The organism is Vibrio phycocola, from assembly GCF_053850235.1.
On sequence record NZ_JBSQDJ010000006.1, the window covers coordinates 18,930 to 37,630 of the forward strand.

General features: G+C 42.8%; 18 protein-coding genes. 10 read left to right on the forward strand and 8 right to left on the reverse strand.

The window, feature by feature from the left end; genetic code table 11:
* Nucleotides 1-26: 26 nt before the first annotated feature.
* The 6 genes from ACWU4D_RS08995 (at nt 27) to ACWU4D_RS09020 (ending at nt 7,987) form a co-directional block, all read left to right on the forward strand.
* A complete protein-coding gene (locus tag ACWU4D_RS08995) occupies nt 27-1,361 on the forward strand; it encodes a TolC family protein (RefSeq protein WP_456051531.1) in 1,335 nt (444 codons plus the stop codon).
* A complete protein-coding gene (locus ACWU4D_RS09000; RefSeq protein ID WP_456051085.1) occupies nt 1,358-3,061 on the forward strand; it encodes an efflux RND transporter periplasmic adaptor subunit in 1,704 nt (567 codons plus the stop codon). Before ACWU4D_RS08995 ends, ACWU4D_RS09000 begins: the two co-directional genes overlap by 4 nt.
* Nucleotides 3,058-6,183: an efflux RND transporter permease subunit gene (locus ACWU4D_RS09005; protein ID WP_456051086.1), complete on the forward strand. Its 3,126-nt coding sequence runs from the start codon at nt 3,058-3,060 to the stop codon at nt 6,181-6,183. Before ACWU4D_RS09000 ends, ACWU4D_RS09005 begins: the two co-directional genes overlap by 4 nt.
* A gap of 66 nt (nt 6,184-6,249) precedes the next feature.
* A complete protein-coding gene (gene copI / locus ACWU4D_RS09010) occupies nt 6,250-6,744 on the forward strand; it encodes a copper-resistant cuproprotein CopI (protein ID WP_456051087.1) in 495 nt (164 codons plus the stop codon).
* Between the two features lie 150 nt (nt 6,745-6,894).
* Nucleotides 6,895-7,335: a DUF411 domain-containing protein gene (locus ACWU4D_RS09015; RefSeq protein WP_456051088.1), complete on the forward strand. Its 441-nt coding sequence runs from the start codon at nt 6,895-6,897 to the stop codon at nt 7,333-7,335.
* Nucleotides 7,336-7,354: 19 nt separating this feature from the next.
* On the forward strand, nt 7,355-7,987 hold the full coding sequence (locus ACWU4D_RS09020) for a DUF2231 domain-containing protein (RefSeq protein WP_456051089.1): 633 nt from the start codon (nt 7,355-7,357) through the stop codon (nt 7,985-7,987).
* A 131-nt stretch (nt 7,988-8,118) separates the two neighbouring features.
* Here the strand turns inward: ACWU4D_RS09020 and ACWU4D_RS09025 are convergent, their stop codons facing one another.
* Together ACWU4D_RS09025 and ACWU4D_RS09030 are read right to left on the reverse strand one after the other, a co-directional pair.
* Complete coding sequence (locus tag ACWU4D_RS09025) at nt 8,119-10,839, reverse strand: heavy metal translocating P-type ATPase (RefSeq protein ID WP_456051090.1); 2,721 nt, start codon at nt 10,837-10,839, stop codon at nt 8,119-8,121.
* Nucleotides 10,836-11,279, reverse strand: coding sequence for a MerR family transcriptional regulator (locus ACWU4D_RS09030; RefSeq protein ID WP_456051091.1), 444 nt, complete (start codon nt 11,277-11,279; stop codon nt 10,836-10,838). The genes ACWU4D_RS09025 and ACWU4D_RS09030 overlap by 4 nt, the downstream gene beginning before the upstream one ends.
* 904 nt (nt 11,280-12,183) lie before the next feature.
* Here ACWU4D_RS09030 and dmeF point away from each other — a divergent pair.
* The 3 genes from dmeF to ACWU4D_RS09045 all read left to right on the forward strand — a co-directional run bounded on the left by dmeF (nt 12,184) and on the right by ACWU4D_RS09045 (nt 13,651).
* Nucleotides 12,184-13,065: a CDF family Co(II)/Ni(II) efflux transporter DmeF gene (dmeF, locus tag ACWU4D_RS09035; protein WP_456051092.1), complete on the forward strand. Its 882-nt coding sequence runs from the start codon at nt 12,184-12,186 to the stop codon at nt 13,063-13,065.
* Nucleotides 13,062-13,478, forward strand: a complete 417-nt coding sequence (locus tag ACWU4D_RS09040) for a MarR family winged helix-turn-helix transcriptional regulator (protein ID WP_456051093.1) — start codon at nt 13,062-13,064, stop codon at nt 13,476-13,478. Before dmeF ends, ACWU4D_RS09040 begins: the two co-directional genes overlap by 4 nt.
* A gap of 62 nt (nt 13,479-13,540) precedes the next feature.
* Nucleotides 13,541-13,651, forward strand: coding sequence for a TMEM165/GDT1 family protein (locus ACWU4D_RS09045; protein ID WP_456051532.1), 111 nt, complete (start codon nt 13,541-13,543; stop codon nt 13,649-13,651).
* A 622-nt stretch (nt 13,652-14,273) separates the two neighbouring features.
* Here the strand turns inward: ACWU4D_RS09045 and ACWU4D_RS09050 are convergent.
* Both ACWU4D_RS09050 and ACWU4D_RS09055 read right to left on the reverse strand, forming a co-directional pair.
* Nucleotides 14,274-14,630 carry a type II toxin-antitoxin system PemK/MazF family toxin gene (locus tag ACWU4D_RS09050; protein ID WP_456051094.1) on the reverse strand — a complete coding sequence of 119 codons (357 nt, stop codon included), beginning with the start codon at nt 14,628-14,630 and terminating at the stop codon, nt 14,274-14,276.
* On the reverse strand, nt 14,631-14,885 hold the full coding sequence (locus tag ACWU4D_RS09055; protein WP_456051095.1) for an AbrB/MazE/SpoVT family DNA-binding domain-containing protein: 255 nt from the start codon (nt 14,883-14,885) through the stop codon (nt 14,631-14,633). It abuts the gene before it with no gap.
* Between the two features lie 240 nt (nt 14,886-15,125).
* Here ACWU4D_RS09055 and ACWU4D_RS09060 point away from each other — a divergent pair, with 240 nt between their 5' ends.
* The gene (locus ACWU4D_RS09060) at nt 15,126-15,674 is read left to right on the forward strand and encodes a hypothetical protein (RefSeq protein ID WP_456051096.1); all 549 of its coding nucleotides are present in this window, start codon (nt 15,126-15,128) and stop codon (nt 15,672-15,674) included.
* Between the two features lie 131 nt (nt 15,675-15,805).
* Here ACWU4D_RS09060 and ACWU4D_RS09065 read toward each other — a convergent pair whose 3' ends face one another.
* Genes ACWU4D_RS09065 through ACWU4D_RS09080 form a run of 4 tightly spaced genes read right to left on the reverse strand, consistent with a single transcriptional unit; the run spans nt 15,806 to nt 18,698 of the window.
* Nucleotides 15,806-16,972, reverse strand: coding sequence for a glutathionylspermidine synthase family protein (locus tag ACWU4D_RS09065; protein ID WP_456051097.1), 1,167 nt, complete (start codon nt 16,970-16,972; stop codon nt 15,806-15,808).
* Between the two features lie 3 nt (nt 16,973-16,975).
* Entirely contained in the window at nt 16,976-17,590 is a 615-nt protein-coding gene (locus tag ACWU4D_RS09070; protein WP_456051098.1) for a DUF1190 family protein, read from the reverse strand.
* A gap of 16 nt (nt 17,591-17,606) precedes the next feature.
* On the reverse strand, nt 17,607-18,023 hold the full coding sequence (locus ACWU4D_RS09075) for a DUF350 domain-containing protein (RefSeq protein ID WP_456051099.1): 417 nt from the start codon (nt 18,021-18,023) through the stop codon (nt 17,607-17,609).
* A 42-nt stretch (nt 18,024-18,065) separates the two neighbouring features.
* Complete coding sequence (locus ACWU4D_RS09080) at nt 18,066-18,698, reverse strand: YjfK family protein (protein ID WP_456051100.1); 633 nt, start codon at nt 18,696-18,698, stop codon at nt 18,066-18,068.
* Between the last annotated feature and the right edge of the window lie 3 nt (nt 18,699-18,701).

Below are 18,701 nucleotides of genomic sequence, written 5' to 3' on the forward strand. Positions count from 1 at the left end.
GTAAACGATTGGAATTCAAAGTGAACATTAAACCAATTGCGTTAGCACTTGCATTGAATGCCGTGCTGACACCTTCCTATGCCAGTGAAGGTCAATTTACTCTAAGTAACATTATTGAGCTCGCGGTGTCCCGTGATCAGGGACTCGTTCAGCTTAACTCACAAGCCTTATCGCTTAAGGAAACTGGTGTTGCCAGCGCAACCTTGATGGATCCAAAGGTAAAGTTTGGTGTAGGTGGCCTGCCTGTCGACAGTTTTCAATTCGATGACGATGCCATGACCAATATCTCTGTTGGGCTGTCTCAGCAGTTCAGCCGTGGCGCGACGCTTGATTTATCCAAAAAGCAATATGAGCAACAGGCTCAGGTCGTCAGTTATCAGGCGGAGCTGCGAAAACTTGATATCGCAAAAAGCATTACGCAACTGTGGATAGAGCTTAGATATCTGATCCGGGCAAATGAGCTTACCGAAGAAATGCGTGAACTCATGCTAGAAATGACCCAGTTCATTGAGACCAACTACTCTCTCGGTAAAAGCGAGACGCAAGACTTGCTTTATGCGGAGCTTCAGGTCAGTCAACTCGATGAGAAACTCCAGAAAAATCGGCAAATGCAGCAGCGTGTTCGTGCACAACTCTCTGAGTGGGTAGAAGCCGAATATGTTCGTCAGATAGATGTGAGTAATGCTAAAAGCACTCAATGGAGCTCCCTCGTTGAACTGGACAAAACACTGCAGTCAGGTGGAACGGAATTTTATGATTTGCTGGTTTCCCATCCGAAAGTCAAAGCCGCGGAACAAAATATTCAACGTAAAGAAACTCAAGTGTCTATCGCTGAGCAGTCTTACACGCCTCAATTTGGTGTTGAAGTAGCGTATGCCTACAGACAAGCAAACGGAATGAATGGTCAGCCAGCATCGGATTTAGTCAGCGCGTATCTGACCATGGACATTCCTTTATTCACCGATAAAAAACAGGACCGAAAATACGCCGCTGCTCAACATCAGGCAGGTGCGGCTAAGTCGCAAAAAGACCTTCTTTTAGTTCAGATGAATGCTAGAGCAAACACGCTTATTTCGGATAAACACAATCTGGAGGAACGTATTCAACGTTATCAAAACGTATTGGTTAAACAAGCAAAAGAGCGTACTAAGGCGACCGAACGGGGGTACGAAAATAACACGGTTCAGTTTAGTGAGCTTATTACTGCGCTAAGAGATGAATTGATGATTGCAAAAGAAGAAGCTCGGTTAGTTGCTGATCTCAATAATACCCAAAATGAACTTGCTTATGTACTTAATCAGTATGACCAAAATGTCACTGAACTCAGCGCAGCTTATGACTTAGAGGATAATAAATTATGAAATCACTCCCTATTGCAACCCTAGCACTGCTGATCGGTGGTGTGATTGGTTTTACCGGGAATCAATACTTATTGGGAAGTCATGAGATGGCATCAAGTTCAGCGATGAGCTCGGATGCCAAGGAACCTCTTTATTGGGTCGCACCAATGGATCCCAACTATCGTAGAGACGAACCCGGTCAATCTCCGATGGGAATGGATCTTATCCCTGTCTATGAAGAGGACTCAGGGGGCAACCTGAAAAAAGGAACGGTCAAGATTGACCCAGCCGTTGAAAATAACCTTGGGGTAAAAACTGCTAATGCCTCTCAAAATAAATTGCTACCGAAAATTGATACTGTCGGATACATCAACTTTGACGAAAGCCGCTTATGGCAAACCAACAGTCGAGTCAGTGGTTGGGTCGAAACGTTGGATGTGAGCACGGTTGGTGAGCAGGTATCAAAAGGTGACGTGCTATTTACTCTTTATTCTCCAGAATTGGTGAAAGCACAAGAAGAATTACTCAATGCTTATCGCTCTGGTCGTAAAGGTTTGGTTAATGGCGCTCAAGAGCGTTTGATCGCCTTAGGGTTAGATAAAAGCCAAATTAATCAAATTGTTAAAAAAGGTCGTGCTGACCAGAATGTTGCGATAAAAGCGCCAGACGATGGCGTAATTGCTCAGCTGAATATTCGAGAAGGGAGCTATATTTCTCCAGCCCAAACCGTGATAAGCGCTGGGCCGTTAGATGAGGTGTGGGTAGATGTGGAGGTGTTTGAGCGTCAGTCTCATTGGATCAATGTAGGGAGTAACGCCAACATGGTTTTAAGCGCCTTACCGGGGCGAAACTGGGAAGGGAACGTCGATTTCATCTATCCCATTCTTGATGCAAAAACACGAACTCTGAGAGTACGTTTAAAGTTCGTAAACGAGGATGGTGCGCTTAAACCAAACATGTTTGCCAGTGTGACTCTTCAGGCTGAATCCGATGAGTCAGTGCTGACTATTCCAAGAGAATCAGTTATTCGCTCAGGAGGAATGACTCGAGTAGTATTATCTGAAGGGGAAGGAAAATACCGCTCTGCGCGAATTGAAGTAGGTAGAGAAGCGGGGGAGTTCATCGAAGTCTTGGCTGGGCTTGTAGAGGGAGATAGTGTTGTCACGTCTGCTCAGTTTATGCTCGACTCTGAGTCCAGTCAGAGCGCCGAACTTGAACGGGTCAATGGAGTCGATGCTGAAAATCCAAGCGTCTGGGCTAAAGGTCAGATCACCGACATGATGGTCGGACATCGGATGGCAACGATTAATCATCAGCCCGTTGAAGAATGGCAATGGCCGGGCATGGTCATGAACTTTACTTTTGCTGAAGGGCTCGATATTGAAACTGTTCAGTCGGGCCAGTCTATTGAGTTCGAAATTCAGAAAACCGACTCTGGTCAATATGAAATACTGGATTTTACAGTCGATGATTCTGTGGTTGCCAATGAATTATGGGTTAATGGTGAGATCAGTATGCTTATGGCCGACTTCGATATGCTGACAGTAAGTCATGAGCCTGTAGTGGAATGGAGCTGGCAAGCGGGTGAAATGAACTTTTCTGTTGATCACGAAGTTGATTTATCCCCCTTTTCTGAAGGGCAAATGGTTCGTTTTCTAATTGATAAATCGGGCAATGAACCCAAGCTAACCGCTTTAGAATTGGTAGGAGGTAAACAATGATTCCTGCCATTATAAGGTGGTCGCTAAACAATCGCTTTATTGTTTTAGTTTTTACGGTGTTTTTGGTGTTTGCTGGTTTGTTTAGTGTTAAAAATACACCTGTTGATGCTCTGCCAGATCTTTCTGATGTTCAGGTCATCATCAAAACAAATTATCCAGGACAAGCCCCCCAAGTTGTTGAAGATCAAGTCACCTACCCACTGACTACGGCGATGCTGGCTGTGCCGGGAGCAGAAACGGTGAGAGGTTATTCTTTTTTTGGAGACTCCTATGTATACATCATCTTCAATGATGACACGGATATGTATTGGGCCCGTTCTAGAGTACTGGAATATCTAAGCCAAGTTACCCCGAACCTTCCCGCCAATGCTAAGCCCACACTAGGGCCAGATGCTACTGGTGTGGGTTGGGTATACAGTTATGTTCTACAAGATAAAACGGGTCAGCATGATCTGTCTGAACTCCGCAGTTATCAGGACTGGTTCTTAAAATACGAGTTACAAACGGTTGAGGGCGTTTCTGAAGTTGCTACTGTCGGTGGGATGGTCAAGCAGTATCAGGTACAAATCGATCCAGCCAGATTACGTGCCTACGACTTGACGCTTCAGCAGGTAAACAATGCGATTAAGATGGGAAACCAGGAGACTGGTGCATCGGTAATCGAAGTTGCAGAGGCCGAACATATGGTCCGAACAACAGGGTATTTATCTGGGATCGAAGATATCAAGGCGCTTCCACTCAAGGTGACGGAAAAGGGGACTCCCTTATTGTTGGGTGATATTGCTGATATTAACTTAGGTCCACAAATGCGTCGTGGTATCTCTGAGTTTAATGGCGAAGGAGAAGCCGTCGGAGGTGTTATCGTGATGCGTTTTGGTGAAAACGCTAGTTCAGTCATTGCCAACGTAAAACAGAAACTCTCCGAACTGCAGTCAAGCTTGCCAGAAGGCGTAGAGATCGTGGCGACGTATGATCGTTCCACGCTTATCGATAAGGCGGTAGAAAATCTATGGGAGAAGCTGGCTGAAGAATTTATTGTCGTTGCCATTGTATGCGCTCTCTTCCTGTTCCATATTCGTTCCTCGTTAGTCATTGCGCTCAGCTTGCCTGTCGGTATTTTGTCTGCGTTTATCGTGATGCATTGGCAGGGTATCAATGCCAATATTATGTCACTTGGTGGTATCGCTATCGCCATTGGAGCGATGGTTGATGGTGCTATTGTCATGATTGAAAATGTACATAAGCACATCGAGCGAACGCCATTAACCGATAAAAATCGATGGCAGGTGATTGGCAAAGCGGCGGAAGAAGTGGGCGCTCCCTTATTTTTCTCGCTGCTGATCATTACGCTAAGCTTCGTTCCGGTTTTCGCGCTAGAAGGGCAAGAAGGGAAAATGTTCTCGCCACTGGCGTTTACGAAAACCTACGCAATGGCTGCTGCTGCTGGATTGTCGATCACTCTAGTTCCCGTGTTAATGGGGTATCTCGTTCGAGGTAACATTCTACCTGAGCACAAGAATCCAGTGAATCGTCTTCTTATTGCCATGTACAAACCGGTATTGAATGTCAGTCTTAAGTTTCCAAAGACTATGGTGGTAATCGCTCTCGCTTTGATGTCATCGGCGTATGTTCCGATTACTAAAATGGGTAGCGAATTTATCCCTCCATTAGATGAAGGGGACTTGATGTACATGCCAACCACCTACCCTGGCATCTCAATTGGTAAGGCTCGTGAGCTTTTGCAACAAACCAATAAACTGATTAAGACAGTCCCCGAAGTGGAGAGTGTCTGGGGCAAAGTAGGACGAGCTGAAAGCGCAACCGATCCGGCACCACTCACCATGATTGAAACTGTCATTCAATTTAAACCTAAGGAGGAGTGGCGCGCAGGAGTGACAACGAAATCCTTACGGAAAGAGTTTGACAGTTTGATCCAGTTTCCCGGTTTAACGAATGCTTGGGTCATGCCGATTAAAACTCGTATCGATATGCTGTCGACAGGTATTAAAACGCCGATCGGGATAAAAATAGCAGGTTCGGACCTTAACGTGATTGAACAAATTGGTTTAGAGCTGGAGCCGATTCTCAATAATATTGAAGGTACTGCGTCGGTCTATGCCGAGCGTGTAGCTGGCGGTCGCTATGTCACCATTGATATTCAACGCAAGCAAGCCGCTCGTTATGGTCTGAGTGTGAACCAAGTCCAGCAAGTCATCTCAACCGCGATTGGTGGCATGAATGTTGGAGAGACAACAGAAGGGTTGGAGCGTTATCCGATCAATGTTCGCTATCCCCAGATATATCGAGATTCTTTAGAGAAACTTCAAAGCCTTCCTCTTGTTACGCCAAGTGGAGCCAGAATTGCACTCGCGGATGTTGCAGATGTGCGTTTTGAAGATGGGCCACCGATGATTAAAACTGAAAATGCGCGCCCGAACGGTTGGGTATTTGTTGATATTGCTGACCGAGATCTAGGGTCTTATGTGTCTGAAGCCAGACAAGCAGTATCTGAACAATTGGTTTTACCGCCTGGTTACTCCCTTGCTTGGTCTGGGCAATATGAATACATGGAGAGAGCGAAGGCGCGGCTAAGTGTTGTCACTCCCGTCACTATAGCAATCATTATGTTGCTTTTGTATTTCAGCTTTAGACGTGTTGGTGAAGTGATGATCATCATGCTCACTCTGCCTTTGGCTATGGTTGGCGGGCTCTGGTTGATGCACTACCTCAACTACAACTTCTCCATAGCGGTGGGTGTGGGCTTTATTGCCTTATCTGGTGTTGCGGTAGAGATAGGCGTCATTATGTTGGTGTACCTCAATCAAGCATGGCACCACCGAAAACTTGGCTTGCTAGAAGATAAGCAGCCTTTGACGTCACAAGACTTAAAAGAGTCGATCGTTGAAGGTGCAGGGCTCCGTGTCCGCCCGATTATGATGACGGTTCTTACGGTCATTATCGGTTTAATTCCGATTATGCAAGGCTCCGGAACAGGCTCTGAAGTGATGCAACGTATCGCAGCACCGATGATTGGGGGAATGGCTTCGGCCATCGTACTCACCCTGCTGGTTCTTCCAGCCATCTTTAAGCTCTGGAAACAGCGCGAAGTTAACAAGCAATAACGAACAACATACAACATGCGCCTGATCGCCGGCACAAAATTAACGAATACAAAACTGAGGTTTATTATGAAAAAGACATTAATCACTCTAGCACTCGTAACACTTTCTAGCACTGCGATTGCTGATGAAAAGCACAACCACTCTGAAATGAGCGACATGAAAATGGATCATGCAGGTATGTCTATGGAAGGAATGTCTGATGTCGGTATGCCGGCTATGGGTGCTAAGCCAGATAAGGTCGTTCATGTTCTATTGTCAGATGATAAGAGAATCCGCTTTAAGAAAGAGGTAAAGATTGAGTCCAATGATGTGGTTCAGTTTGTCATCATGAATACAGGTTCGATTGAACATCTATTTTCTATTGGCAGTTCAGCGGAGCACGTCAAGCTTCGTGAAATGATGAAAAACATGAATGCTCATGACAGTGATGGCTCTGTTGTCGTTAAACCGGGAAAAGCGAGACAGTTACTATGGCATTTCCACGGCGATAAAAACGTAGAGTTGGCATGCGATTTACCTGGTCATGCCGAAGCGGGTATGGTGAAAAAAATCACACTTTGATAATGAAAGCCCCAGAAGGCTTCTTTGGGGCTTTTATACAGACATACGGCTACATATTGCCAAAGTCAGGACTGAATTTTTAAGTGACTACTTAGACTTAGCTTTCTCTGAGTTAATGATAAATAAATACGTGAAACACGAGGATAATTTATGAACATCCACATAAAAACATTAGTTTTATCAGCGATGATACTGAACACATCTGTTTTTGCTAAATCATCGATTGAATTATACAAATCACCTTCCTGTGGCTGCTGCACAGAATGGGCAAACATCATGAAAGATAAAGGGTATGAAGTTAACATTCATCACCAACGTGACTGGACGTCGGTCAAGCAAGAGTTTGGCATGCCGAGTCAATTGGTTTCGTGTCATTCCGCCGTCATTGATGGCTATATGATCGAAGGTCATGTTCCCGAAGCAGATCTTGCAAAATTATTAGCTGAACGGCCAGATAATATTTCAGGGTTATCAGCACCTGGTATGCCTCAGCACTCTCCTGGTATGGCTCCTGCGGGTCAGCCTTTTAAAGGCTTCAACGTTGTCGCCTTTGATAAGGATGGGCAGATGAGTCTATATAACGAGTATTAAAATTTAAAAAGGAGCGTTTATGTTTGAAATTATTCCGAACTGGCACCCAATTTTTGTTCATTTTACTGTAACGTTATTAACTCTCTCGGGCGTCATTCAGTGCATTATTTGGATAAAGGCACCAAGCGATGTTAGTCCGTTATGGTTTACTCGAAAATGGATTCACATCTTAGGTATTTTGGCCATATTCTCAACTGTGCTAACTGGGTATCATGCTTATAACACAGTAACACACGACTCTGTGTCGCACGCCGCGATGTCAAATCACCAACATTGGGCTTTGATTACTTCGTTTGTTTTTGTTTTAGGGGCGACACTGAGTTTAATTTTAAAAAAGAAATACTTATTCCCTATCGGTGTAGTTTTAGTTTTATCGTGGGGGCTAGTCACAGTAACAGCGTATAAGGGTGGCGACCTGGTTTATAGGTATGGTTTAGGAGTACTAAGTTTACCGGAGGCGAACAGTTCAGATCATCATCATGATATGGGGGATGCTACTGACAGCCATTTACATGAAAAAAGAATGGATGAAATGGCTCTAGATGAACCAAACAATGCGCATAAGAATAAGATAGAACAACAATCTATTGAGAATAAAGTTGAGAGTACAGAGCAACATAATCACCATCATAACGATGACCATCACCATTAGGGCTTAAACAGAGCGCTTGTGTTCGATTCCAAGTCGCTCTGTTGCTGGCGGTATCGCTGACGGTCTATTTACCCCAAAACCACCAAATGATAAGTAAAATAGTAACGATCCCTATGATATTTACCAACATGTTAACCTCCAACTTTGGCTTGCTTTGGCACATATAAACGCAGGCGATTCGCGTTAGTGACGACCGTAACCGACGATAAAGACATGGCTGCTCCGGCTATTATCGGGCTGAGAAGCCAGCCGGTAAATGGGAAGAGTAACCCAGCCGCAATAGGGATCCCTAAGCTGTTATATAAAAATGCTCCCAACAAGTTTTGTTTGATGTTTTTCATGGTTGCGCTGCTAATATCGATCACATCAGACACTCCATGCAAAGAGCTTCTCATTAAGGTGATATCAGCGCTTTCAATCGCCACATCTGTGCCACTGCCGATGGCAAAGCCGACATCGGATTGAGCAAGTGCAGGAGCGTCATTAATGCCATCACCGACCATCCCGACGACCTTTCCTTTATTCTGTAGTTCTTTGATCCAACGGAGTTTGTCTTCGGGCATCAATCCTGCGTAGAACTCGTCGATGTTCGCAAGACTGGCGACGGATTTTGCTGTGTTTTCATTGTCACCGGTGAGCATTACGACACGAATCCCTTGTTCATGGAAGCGCTGAATCGCACGTTGTGCATCCTCTCGAATTGGGTCGCTGATACCGAACAAAGCTTTTATGGTGTTATCTATTGCAAAGTACACCACTGTATTGGCATTTTGCTCCCATAGCATCGCATCTTTAGCCGTATTTTGTATGTCTAGGCCGTATTGACGCATCAGCTTTTTATTTCCTAATAACAACTTTTTACCCTTGTATGAGGCTTTTACACCCATGCCGGTTACAGATTGAAATTCGGATATCTTATGCTCAGTATGAGAAGGTGACTTATGAGTTTGGGCATAACTGGTTAGCGCGTTAGCAAGGGGGTGGTTAGCCCCTTTTTCCAATGCTTCAACCAGAGGTAATACATCATCTTCTGAAAAGGTAGAAAAATGAGTAACTTCAGGTTTACCTTGTGTGATGGTGCCAGTTTTATCTAATACAACGACATCCAATTCACTTGCTCTTTGAAGTGCTTCACCGTTTCGAATTAGTCCACCCATTTCAGCCGCCTTTCCGACACCGATCATTATTGATATTGGTGTGGCCAAACCGAGAGCGCAGGGACACGCGATGATTAAGACGGAAGTTGCGGCAACAACCATATGAATAAGTATGGGTTGCGGTCCAAAGTTGTACCAACCTAAGGCGGTAAGAATAGATAAAATCATCACGGTCGGTACAAAGATGGCCGACACTTTATCCGCTAATTGACTAATTGGTGGCTTTGAGTTCTGAGCATTCGAGACCATGTTGATAATGTGAGCTAGAACGGTATCGCTGCCAACGTTCTGAGCTTCAAAGACGAAGCTACCTTGGTTGTTAATGGTGCCTGCCGATACTTTACTGCCCAGTTTTTTTTCTACTGGGATTGGTTCACCGGTTAACATCGATTCATCGATTGTCGTTTGGCCTTCGATCAGAACACCATCGACAGGAATCTTTTCACCTGCTCTGACTCGAATCTTGTCACCAACGATGACCTGTTCAATTGGAAGTGAAACTTCTTGTCCTTCTCGAATGACGATGGCCGTTTTTACTCGTAAAGCAAGTAAACGTGCGATGGCCTGTGATGTTCTTCCTCTGGCTTTAAGTTCTAGCGCTTGGCCCAAGTTGATTAGGCCGATGATCATTGCGCTTGCTTCAAAGTAGAGATGCCTTGCGCTTTCGGGTAACCACTCAGGTCCGATAACCACTATCATTGAATACAGCCAAGCGGTACCTGTACCCAGTGCGATAAGGGTATCCATGTTGGCATTTCGGTTCTGAGATGCTTTCCATGCACCAGTGAAAAAGTGTTTACCTGCTTTTAGTAATATCCAAAAGGTGAGCAGTCCAACGCCAAACCAAATGATTTGTTGTGATGGTGTGTTGACATTCATTGGGCCGCCGATCAGGCCATATCCCATTAATGGAACGCCAAGCCCGAGTCCGATAATGCAGTGCTGTATTTTTGTCAGGTATTCTTTGGCCTCTCGTTCTGTTTTAGCATCACCTGCCACTTCTTCATCGACGATTTCACTGGCATCATAACCAGACGTTTGAATCACCTGAATTAGAGAATCAACTGAATGTTCTGACCGAACGGAGGCGGTGCGGTTGGCAAAATTAATATCAACTGATTCAACACCAGGCAGAGAGTTAAGAGCGGTCTCGATGGTGTTAACGCAACTGGCACACGTAACTCCCATCAATGCTAGATTTACTGAATGGTGAGCGGCGACTTGTGCCTTTTGACGTTCGCTATCTTCAACGTTACCTGCGGTAACTTTAACATTTTCTGGTTGTATGGCTTCGCCGTTATACCCCAAGTCATCCAGAGCTTTTTCGATTTCGACACCACTTAAATGACTGGTGACAACTAGCCTTTGGGCCTCAATGTCTACTGATACATCTGCATTGGCTTCTAAGGCTTTAATTGCGTTTGTTATTTTTTTAGCGCAGCCTTTACAAGCAACGTTCGCGACCGATGTTTCGTATTGATGGCGAGTAAGAATCGCAGCAGAATACCCTGTATTTTCGACCAGCCTGATGGTGTTTTCTGGTGTCAGTGTCGTGATAACATGGGCTTTGGTTTTACTTTCATTTATCGTTAGAGAAACATCAGGATCACTTTCTTTTAATGCAGAAATGATTTTTGCTACACACTTCCCACAACTGACACCTGATAACGTGAGAGAAAATTCTTGTGTTTTCATGATGATTTTTCCTCGGGCTCTTCAGTCAATGGATGCTTATCAGACCAACCTTCTATCAGGCAGCATATGGCTTTTCCGTTTGGGACCATATCGGGTTCATTTTCCCATTCAGCATAAGTTTCTTCCATTAAGACAAGGTGCTTTTCATAATCTAGGATTTTTTGCCTCGTTTCAGATATCTTCTGACTCAACATTTTACGTACTTTTGGGCACGGCGTTTTCCCTTGTTGCGAGTACTCGATGATTTCTTCGATTTGATTTAAGCTAAAGCCAATTTTCCGAGCATGGGTGATAAAACGTAACCTATCTACCGCACTCGGTTGATATATTTTATAGCCATTGTTAGGGTCTTTCTCGGCAGACAGCAGACCCCTTCTGGTATAAAAGCGAACGGTTTCAGCAGTAACGCCCACAACTCTCGCAATTTCCTTTGTTAACATATTTAATTCTCCAGGCCGTGTTGAAGTATCGGATGTAGAATTTATCTGAGGTAATTATCCTAATAAAAAAGCTATAAAAAAAATGATCGCAAACATAATCAGTGTGACCTTTACTAATAGCTTGAGGTTATTGCTTCCCCCATTCGGTGCTTTATTACAACAACCCATAGTACTTTCCTTAATCTCAAGTTGGATTAATTCTACAACCTATTTGTAACACATGGGTCAAGGAGTAGTTTGTTACATTGGCAAAATTACCAGATGATAATTGCCTAGTGACAAGTTCGAGCAATGGATTTGACTAACAAGCTTTTGTCCAACTGTGTATAGCGGACTCGGAAATCCCACTTCATGTGTTAGACCTTTTACTCATTCACATCCTGTTCATACACTTTAGCCCTATTAAAAGTTATCCATTTTATCAATGCTGTTCGCAGTGAATTCCTGCAAACATAGTCAGCCAGGGTTTGAGCGACAACGATGCTTATATCCCGTAACGTTATCCCAGACATATATAAATAAACTTGAATACTTAAAAGGACAAGTGATGAATGAACTAAAAAAGAAAGCAGCACTACTCGATTGTAATGCAATAATTTGTGTGTCTATCGATACAGAATAAATTTCCGGACGAGGAAAAGGGATGATCACAGCAACAAGCACTGCGGTAAAAGTGACTGAACATTGTTCTGCCCAGAACCCTTACAGTTGGCACTTCATAACTCGGAAGTACCCCGTTTATTGTTAGAGAAAAATAGCTTTTTCCATCCCCCTCTAGTTTGGATTGGAAAAACTTGTTTCGTATGTTTCGTGGTGATTGAGTAAATAAACGCGTTAATATAGTTTGAATTTCAAATTACATTGATGTACAAATAGTTTGGTCATCAAATTAATTGGAAATACTGTGGATACTTCACTAAAACATCACCATCAATTTTCTGCGCACAACCATCACGGCGAAAAGCGTACTTATTATGTGTTATTGCTTACACTCATAACCATGCTCATTGAGATCACTGCTGGTAGTGTTTACGGCTCTATGGCGTTGTTGGCTGATGGTTGGCATATGGGAACACATGCAGCAGCCTTTGGTATCACCTTGTTTGCTTACAGTTATGCCAAAAAGCATGAAAACAGTGGCCGATTTTCTTTTGGTACTGGAAAAGTAAGTGTGCTCGGTGGTTATACAAGTGCTCTTGCTCTTGGCATTGTTGCCATACTGATGTTTGTTGAATCTGCGAACCGTTTATTTAATCCGCATGCTATTCAGTTTAACGAAGCTATCTTAGTCGCCTTTCTTGGTTTAGTTGTCAACTTAGCCAGCATGTTCCTTCTTAGTGATCATCACTCTGAACATTCTCATCACCATCATCATGATCACAACCTTCGTGCAGCATATCTGCATGTATTAGCTGATACGCTAACTTCTGTGTTAGCCATTGTAGCGCTGTTATTCGGTAAGTTTTATGGTTGGAGTTGGTTAGATGCAATTATGGGTATGGTTGGTGCTCTGGTTATTTCCAAGTGGACGTACAATCTTCTTCGTCAGACAAGTCCTATCCTATTAGATGAAAGTATTGAAGAAGAATACCGTGAGCAAGTTTTAATTGAGTTATCGCATTATGGAGAGGTGAGTGATTTACATATATGGAAGATAAGTGGTCATCATTACAGTGCTGCCTTGACTATATCATTAAATGATACTTTCTCAGTAGATGAACTTAAGCAAAAACTATCTCGATTTGATAGGATTAATCATCTCACCATAGAAGCGCATAAAAAATGAAAAACCTAGAAACCTTAAATCAGCTACTTACTGAATTCTACGACAAGATGTCTTCGTGGGAACAATCAGTTGTAAAAGAAACGGGTTATACTCTTGCGCAAGTGCATACCATAGAAGTCCTCGGTGTCCATGGACAGATGAGAATGAAAGAGTTGGCAGACAAACTAGGTATTACTACAGGTACACTTACTGTTCAGGTTGATAAGTTGGTAACCGCAGGCTTAATTGAACGTCTTCCTCACCTTGAAGATCGTAGAGCTATTGTTGTGGCATTAACTGATAAGGGCCAACAAATACACCTGAGACATAATCAACTCCACCTAGACTTAGTCAAAGACTTAACTATAAATGTTGAGTCAGAAGATGAAGAGAAGCTCATTGCAACGTTAACGAAAATGAATAGAGAATTCTAAATAATTTCGAAGCCTATCAGCTTCTCTCCGGACGTTGCAACGTCTATGTTTGAATACTGTTTATTGCAGAACTCGGAGGTATAACTCAACTTACCGTTGTAACCATGAGTGCATCTCAAGTTCCGATGCTAGTTTGGTTGGGGGCGACCCTAGCGTTAACTACGACATCATGAATCGGAGTTTACGTAGGGCGTAAGCTGTTATCTCGTTGGAACATAGATTTATTACATAGATTAGGTGGCCTCGTTTTTCTTGCTGTGAGTGGTTTGCTTATTTGGGAGTTATATTGAGTTGCCTAACTAACTACAAATTATTATCTTGATTGGTTTCCATTACTACGACTAATCCGTTGAACGCTAATTTAGCAATATCACTGACACACAAATATTCAGAAATAAGTTTATAGGCTGTATTAGAATATTCGATTGTTAAATTGCTTTTCGGTGGAACTTAGCTAGGAGTGACATAAGTCAAAGGGGAAGAAAGGTGGCCCTCACATTAATGAACTTTCGGGGGGTACGTGGTAGACAATCGTGACATGTTAGAATTTCCTAAATGATTTGAAAGAAAGTTTCTTACAGCAAATTAAGAGTTTTTCACAAAAATATCAATATATGGTTGTTTATGGTTATATCAACATACGGTTGTTTTTTTATAACCATTTGAAATTATTCAGATAGTAAATATCAATATATGGTTGTTTCAACAAGCGTTGTGAACACAACCATACCTTGAAATTGTATTGAATCAAATAACGGTTACGTACGTTTATCAAGGTATGGGTGGGTCGACATATTAATCTTCAAATAATGTATCTGCGCCGATAAGTGGAATAATCCGAACTAGAACATTTTTCATCACTTTAGGTTCGGCCTCGGTAATCTTTTTAACGCTACGTTCACGCCAAGACAAAGTTTGAATCAAACTGGCGGCGACTACAGATGGTTTATCGAGATTGTCGACTTCAACTTCTGTTACTGTACCGCGAATGCTGATACTTATGGGACAACAGATTAGCAATCCGCTTTTCTTATTATAGTCCTTACCGGATAACACTAAAGCTGGTCGATATTTACCAATCTCTTTATCTTTGGTTGGCTCAAAATCGATCCAAACAATATCATTTCGTTCAGGTGTATACTGTTTTACCATTTATTCACCGAGCTCTTTACTAGAAATCGCGGCTAGTTCGTCGGCATGAACAGTGTACGACGTCATTTCGGCCGTCAATTCTGCTTCGCTGAATGGAAAGCGCTTTTTCTTGGTTTTAATGGGTTCGATAACAATCTTACCGTTTTGCTCTATGACATTAATCTCTGTGCCTTCTTCAAGGTTTAAATGACGAATAAGAGCCGCAGGAATGATGTTGCCTAAGCTATTTCCTATTTTTCTAATTTGTGTGCGCATACATTACCTTGGAGTGGGTACATTGTTATAACGATAGTTGTACGCTGATTCGATAAGGTGTCAATAATGCTGAGCTGGTTCGACAGTCGATGAGACTTCTAATTGCAACCGCTCGATTTTCTGTAAGCATAGAGATATACTTCTCTTTTATGTGCTTTTATTTTCATATGGTTGTGATAGTTTATGAACAATCAAGTTGGTAGAACATCGACTCGGTGTTGACCATCAAAGGAAAGTGTAATGAGTTACTTTACCTATATTACTGAACAAGCATTCGGCGAATCTCCAGATGGGAAACGTTTGTTTTATTGTAGTGGCCCGTGGTCACGACCTTACATTGTACCGGATGTGGTAACCGAAAAGCGCCTATTCCAGAAACAACTTTGGAAGAATCGAATTTTTTTCAGCGCACTTATCGTCGGACAACCTTTTCTTTTTTCTCTTATCCCAGAAATGAAAAACAACGCCGCCTGGTTATGTGGGTATTTGGTACTGCTGGCCCTTGTGAGTTGGTGTGTGAGTTACTTTGCGCTTCGAAAAGACTTAGTCAATTTGAACCAATCAGATCGCCTGAGGTTTCGTGCTTTTTTTGTTAGTGGTGCCAAACGACATCAGACTTCGATGTTGGTACTTGGATACGTGGCATGTTTATTGTTTGTGATGAGCGGAGTGTGGATGATCGCTTTTGGTAGACACATCGTTATTGCTTGGATAGTAATTGTGTTTTTTTCGGTTTGCAGTTTAGCATGGGGATACGCTATCTACGTTAAGAAGACACTTCAAGAGTGACCTAAAAAGCATGGCACTTAACGAGAACACTATATTTGAGCCGTGAAGTTGGTCATTGTGGTAATCGACTAAAATCAATAACCAACTTTATTTTTCTCGGACTCAACGACATTGAATGCTCTGAGATAGCATTAATCTAAAATAATATGCGGAATATAACGCGACAGATCTTGTGTGACTCTTGATGTGTCTTCTCGGATCGACATTCCTGCTGGTCTATCGTTGACTAACCAACTGCCGATTAACGTATAGCTGTCGCCAAATTTTGGTAATGGATGATATGCCTGATAGATCACACCTTCTTCACCGTATGGACCATCGGTTTCCAGCGTTTTCTTTCCTTTTTCCACAATTGAAATATTGGCCCCTTCACGTGCGAAAAGTGGTTTAATGACATAGTCACCTAAGGTGCTAATTTGCTTGTCATCAGGGAAGAAGGCGGGAATTAAATTCGGGTGATTTGGAAACATTTTCCATAGTAACGGCAGTAGCGCCTTATTACTGATGATGGATTTCCACATTGGTTCGAGCCAATTGACTTTGGCTTCTTTCAAGTTCGATGCATATTGCTCCCTGAACATAAACTCCCACGGATAGAGCTTAAACATCCAACGAATCGCATGATCATTCAAATCAACAAATTCATTTTTATTATTGAGGCCGATATCTTCAGTAAACACAAAAGCGGTTGATAAGCCTGCTTCCAAGGCACAGTCTTCGATGTATTGCACTGTGCCCCTGTCTTCGACGGTATCTTTACAGCAACTAAAGTGTAGGGTTTGACCTGGTTGTTGCAGTGCGAGCTTATGGAAACGTTCGATGAGTAGTTCTTGAAGCAAATTAAATTGGTCAGCATCGCGCCTAATTTGCTGACTGTCGACCATATCTTCAAGCCACAGCCATTGCCAAAATCCAGTTTCATATAAAGAGGTCGGCGTATCGGCGTTATTTTCATATAACTTTGCTGCGCCTTTTCCATCATAGGCAAAATCCAGTCGTGAATATAATGATGACTCTTTTTGTTTCCACGACGTTAAGACATTTTCCCACATGGGTTCTGGAATTTGGAATTTTTGTAACCAATAGTCATCGGAGACCACTTTATCCACCACTTGTAAGCACATTTGGTGGATTTCTTCAGTTGGATCTTCAATGTCTTTCTCGATTTGTTCGAGCGTAAACTGATAGTAGGCCGTTTCATCCCAATATGGGTCTTCGTAAACAGAATGAAAACCAAACCCATACTCCTTGGCTAGCGCTTTCCAGTGCTTTCTCTCTTTTGCGCTAACTCTCAGCATAAATTAACCACCCCAACTTTTGCTCTTCGACTTACTGCTGCTCCAACTTGATTTCGCCGATACCGTTGAACCAAATCCACCACGAGACATGGTTCGGGTAGTGGTTGGTTTAGGCTTAATCTGATCTTTGCCAATTTTAATGGTCGAGCGGCGAGATTTACTCGAGCCGTAATCGTATCCATCAGACGTGACCCAGCGATCATAAAAAATACTGCCGGGATAACGTGAGTAATACATCGGCTGTGAGTAATATGGGCGATTATTGTTCATCATACGAGCAAACATAAAGCCGGTCATGGCTGGCATGAACCAACTCGAGTTGTTAACTTGAACACAAGAGTTGTTGCCAAATTCTTGAATACATTCGTTTTCAGTATTGTATTTTGGCCCAGTTCGGCTGGCTTCTTCTAACGCGTATTCGTAAGCTGCTTTACATTGTTGAGCAAAATCAGGGTTATCACTAATACAATCATCGACATGTTGGTAAATCACTGCTTCTTCAGAGTCACCACAACCAGCGATCATTGCAGATACAACTGCGACAGACAGTGTGTTCTGCGCGAAAGGACGCCATGTTTTGCGCATTCTATCGAGAGAAATGTGTTTGGTTTTTTTCATCCTCACAATCTCCCTATTAGTAAGTCATGCAGGCGGCGTTCAATAATCCAACCGACACTGATGTCGCAGCCATGACGATACCCGCCGGGATTTCACCTAATTCAATTCGTTCAGAGATCTTAGGCATAAACGTAAAGCGAACGATGAAGAACGCCATAATTTGAGCCAGTAAGGCCACAACACCCCAGACGGCAAAATCAACAATATTGACCGAGTTACTTGCGGCACCAGAAATGGCCAAACAATAGCCTAAGATCGAACCACCAAGTGCAATGGCAGCTGAGATATTTTTTCCATCTTTAATCAGTGCCCATTCATCGTACGGTGTGATGCGAACGTAAACGACTTTAAAGAGTAATAAAAATCCCAATGAGACAATAAAGTAGAGTAAAAATGCTCCGATGTTCCCAATAGAATCTATGAGTAATTGCATGCTAACTCCTTTGATAAATGTAGTCTTAATCTAAAATCATTATTAACCAATGACTCTGAAATCTGTTGGGGAAACATCGATACTTGTGCTCAGTACGATGCTCCTTTGTAATTGATTATTTTCAACTTTTTCTTCAGCGATGACTTGCAACCCTTCAAACAACTCTGGGGTAACTTCTCTTTCATATACCATTGCAAATTGATCGGTGGCGCTTATGCTTCCATCTTCAAACCATGTTTTTTCTGTCATCGCGACAGGGCGTTCATTATCCCAAGCTTTGTAAAATACTTGGTCATCCAGAGATTGGTTGGCAGCCACTAAATGGGTGGATAGCCAAGCTTCCCACTGAGTATCGGTGTCGATAGGCTTGGTTTCGTAAAAATAAACCAATTTCACTTCAACGATATCAGCGTCGGTTGTACCGTTTTGCAAAACCTGAAAATAGCCATCGTCATCAGTATAATAACGCAGTAACCGAGTTTGCCCGTCGAGTTCGACAACGCCCACGGCTTTAATTATCTGAGTTCGAGCCGCACCTTCAATCGTTAATGAGTCCTCAATAAGACGAAATTTCAAATCGTCGAGCTCAATCGCGCCACCTAAACGCATCCCGAGCACTTCAGGCGCGCTTTCGGGCTGAGTTTTCTGTTCTTTCTTTTTCAACCAATCAAACATTGT

What these genes read in the sequence shown, in the direction of transcription:
- ACWU4D_RS09040 (WP_456051093.1), top strand. Translation starts at nt 13,062, where the DNA reads ATGAAAAACCTAGAAACCTTAAATCAGCTACTTACTGAATTCTACGAC.
- ACWU4D_RS09070 (WP_456051098.1), bottom strand. Translation starts at nt 17,590, where the DNA reads ATGAAAAAAACCAAACACATTTCTCTCGATAGAATGCGCAAAACATGG.
- ACWU4D_RS09060 (WP_456051096.1), top strand. Translation starts at nt 15,126, where the DNA reads ATGAGTTACTTTACCTATATTACTGAACAAGCATTCGGCGAATCTCCA.
- ACWU4D_RS09055 (WP_456051095.1), bottom strand. Translation starts at nt 14,885, where the DNA reads ATGCGCACACAAATTAGAAAAATAGGAAATAGCTTAGGCAACATCATT.
- ACWU4D_RS09020 (WP_456051089.1), top strand. Translation starts at nt 7,355, where the DNA reads ATGTTTGAAATTATTCCGAACTGGCACCCAATTTTTGTTCATTTTACT.
- ACWU4D_RS09005 (WP_456051086.1), top strand. Translation starts at nt 3,058, where the DNA reads ATGATTCCTGCCATTATAAGGTGGTCGCTAAACAATCGCTTTATTGTT.
- ACWU4D_RS09025 (WP_456051090.1), bottom strand. Translation starts at nt 10,839, where the DNA reads ATGAAAACACAAGAATTTTCTCTCACGTTATCAGGTGTCAGTTGTGGG.
- ACWU4D_RS09065 (WP_456051097.1), bottom strand. Translation starts at nt 16,972, where the DNA reads ATGCTGAGAGTTAGCGCAAAAGAGAGAAAGCACTGGAAAGCGCTAGCC.
- ACWU4D_RS09015 (WP_456051088.1), top strand. Translation starts at nt 6,895, where the DNA reads ATGAACATCCACATAAAAACATTAGTTTTATCAGCGATGATACTGAAC.
- ACWU4D_RS09000 (WP_456051085.1), top strand. Translation starts at nt 1,358, where the DNA reads ATGAAATCACTCCCTATTGCAACCCTAGCACTGCTGATCGGTGGTGTG.
- ACWU4D_RS09030 (WP_456051091.1), bottom strand. Translation starts at nt 11,279, where the DNA reads ATGTTAACAAAGGAAATTGCGAGAGTTGTGGGCGTTACTGCTGAAACC.
- ACWU4D_RS09050 (WP_456051094.1), bottom strand. Translation starts at nt 14,630, where the DNA reads ATGGTAAAACAGTATACACCTGAACGAAATGATATTGTTTGGATCGAT.
- ACWU4D_RS09075 (WP_456051099.1), bottom strand. Translation starts at nt 18,023, where the DNA reads ATGCAATTACTCATAGATTCTATTGGGAACATCGGAGCATTTTTACTC.
- copI (WP_456051087.1), top strand. Translation starts at nt 6,250, where the DNA reads ATGAAAAAGACATTAATCACTCTAGCACTCGTAACACTTTCTAGCACT.
- ACWU4D_RS09080 (WP_456051100.1), bottom strand. Translation starts at nt 18,698, where the DNA reads ATGTTTGATTGGTTGAAAAAGAAAGAACAGAAAACTCAGCCCGAAAGC.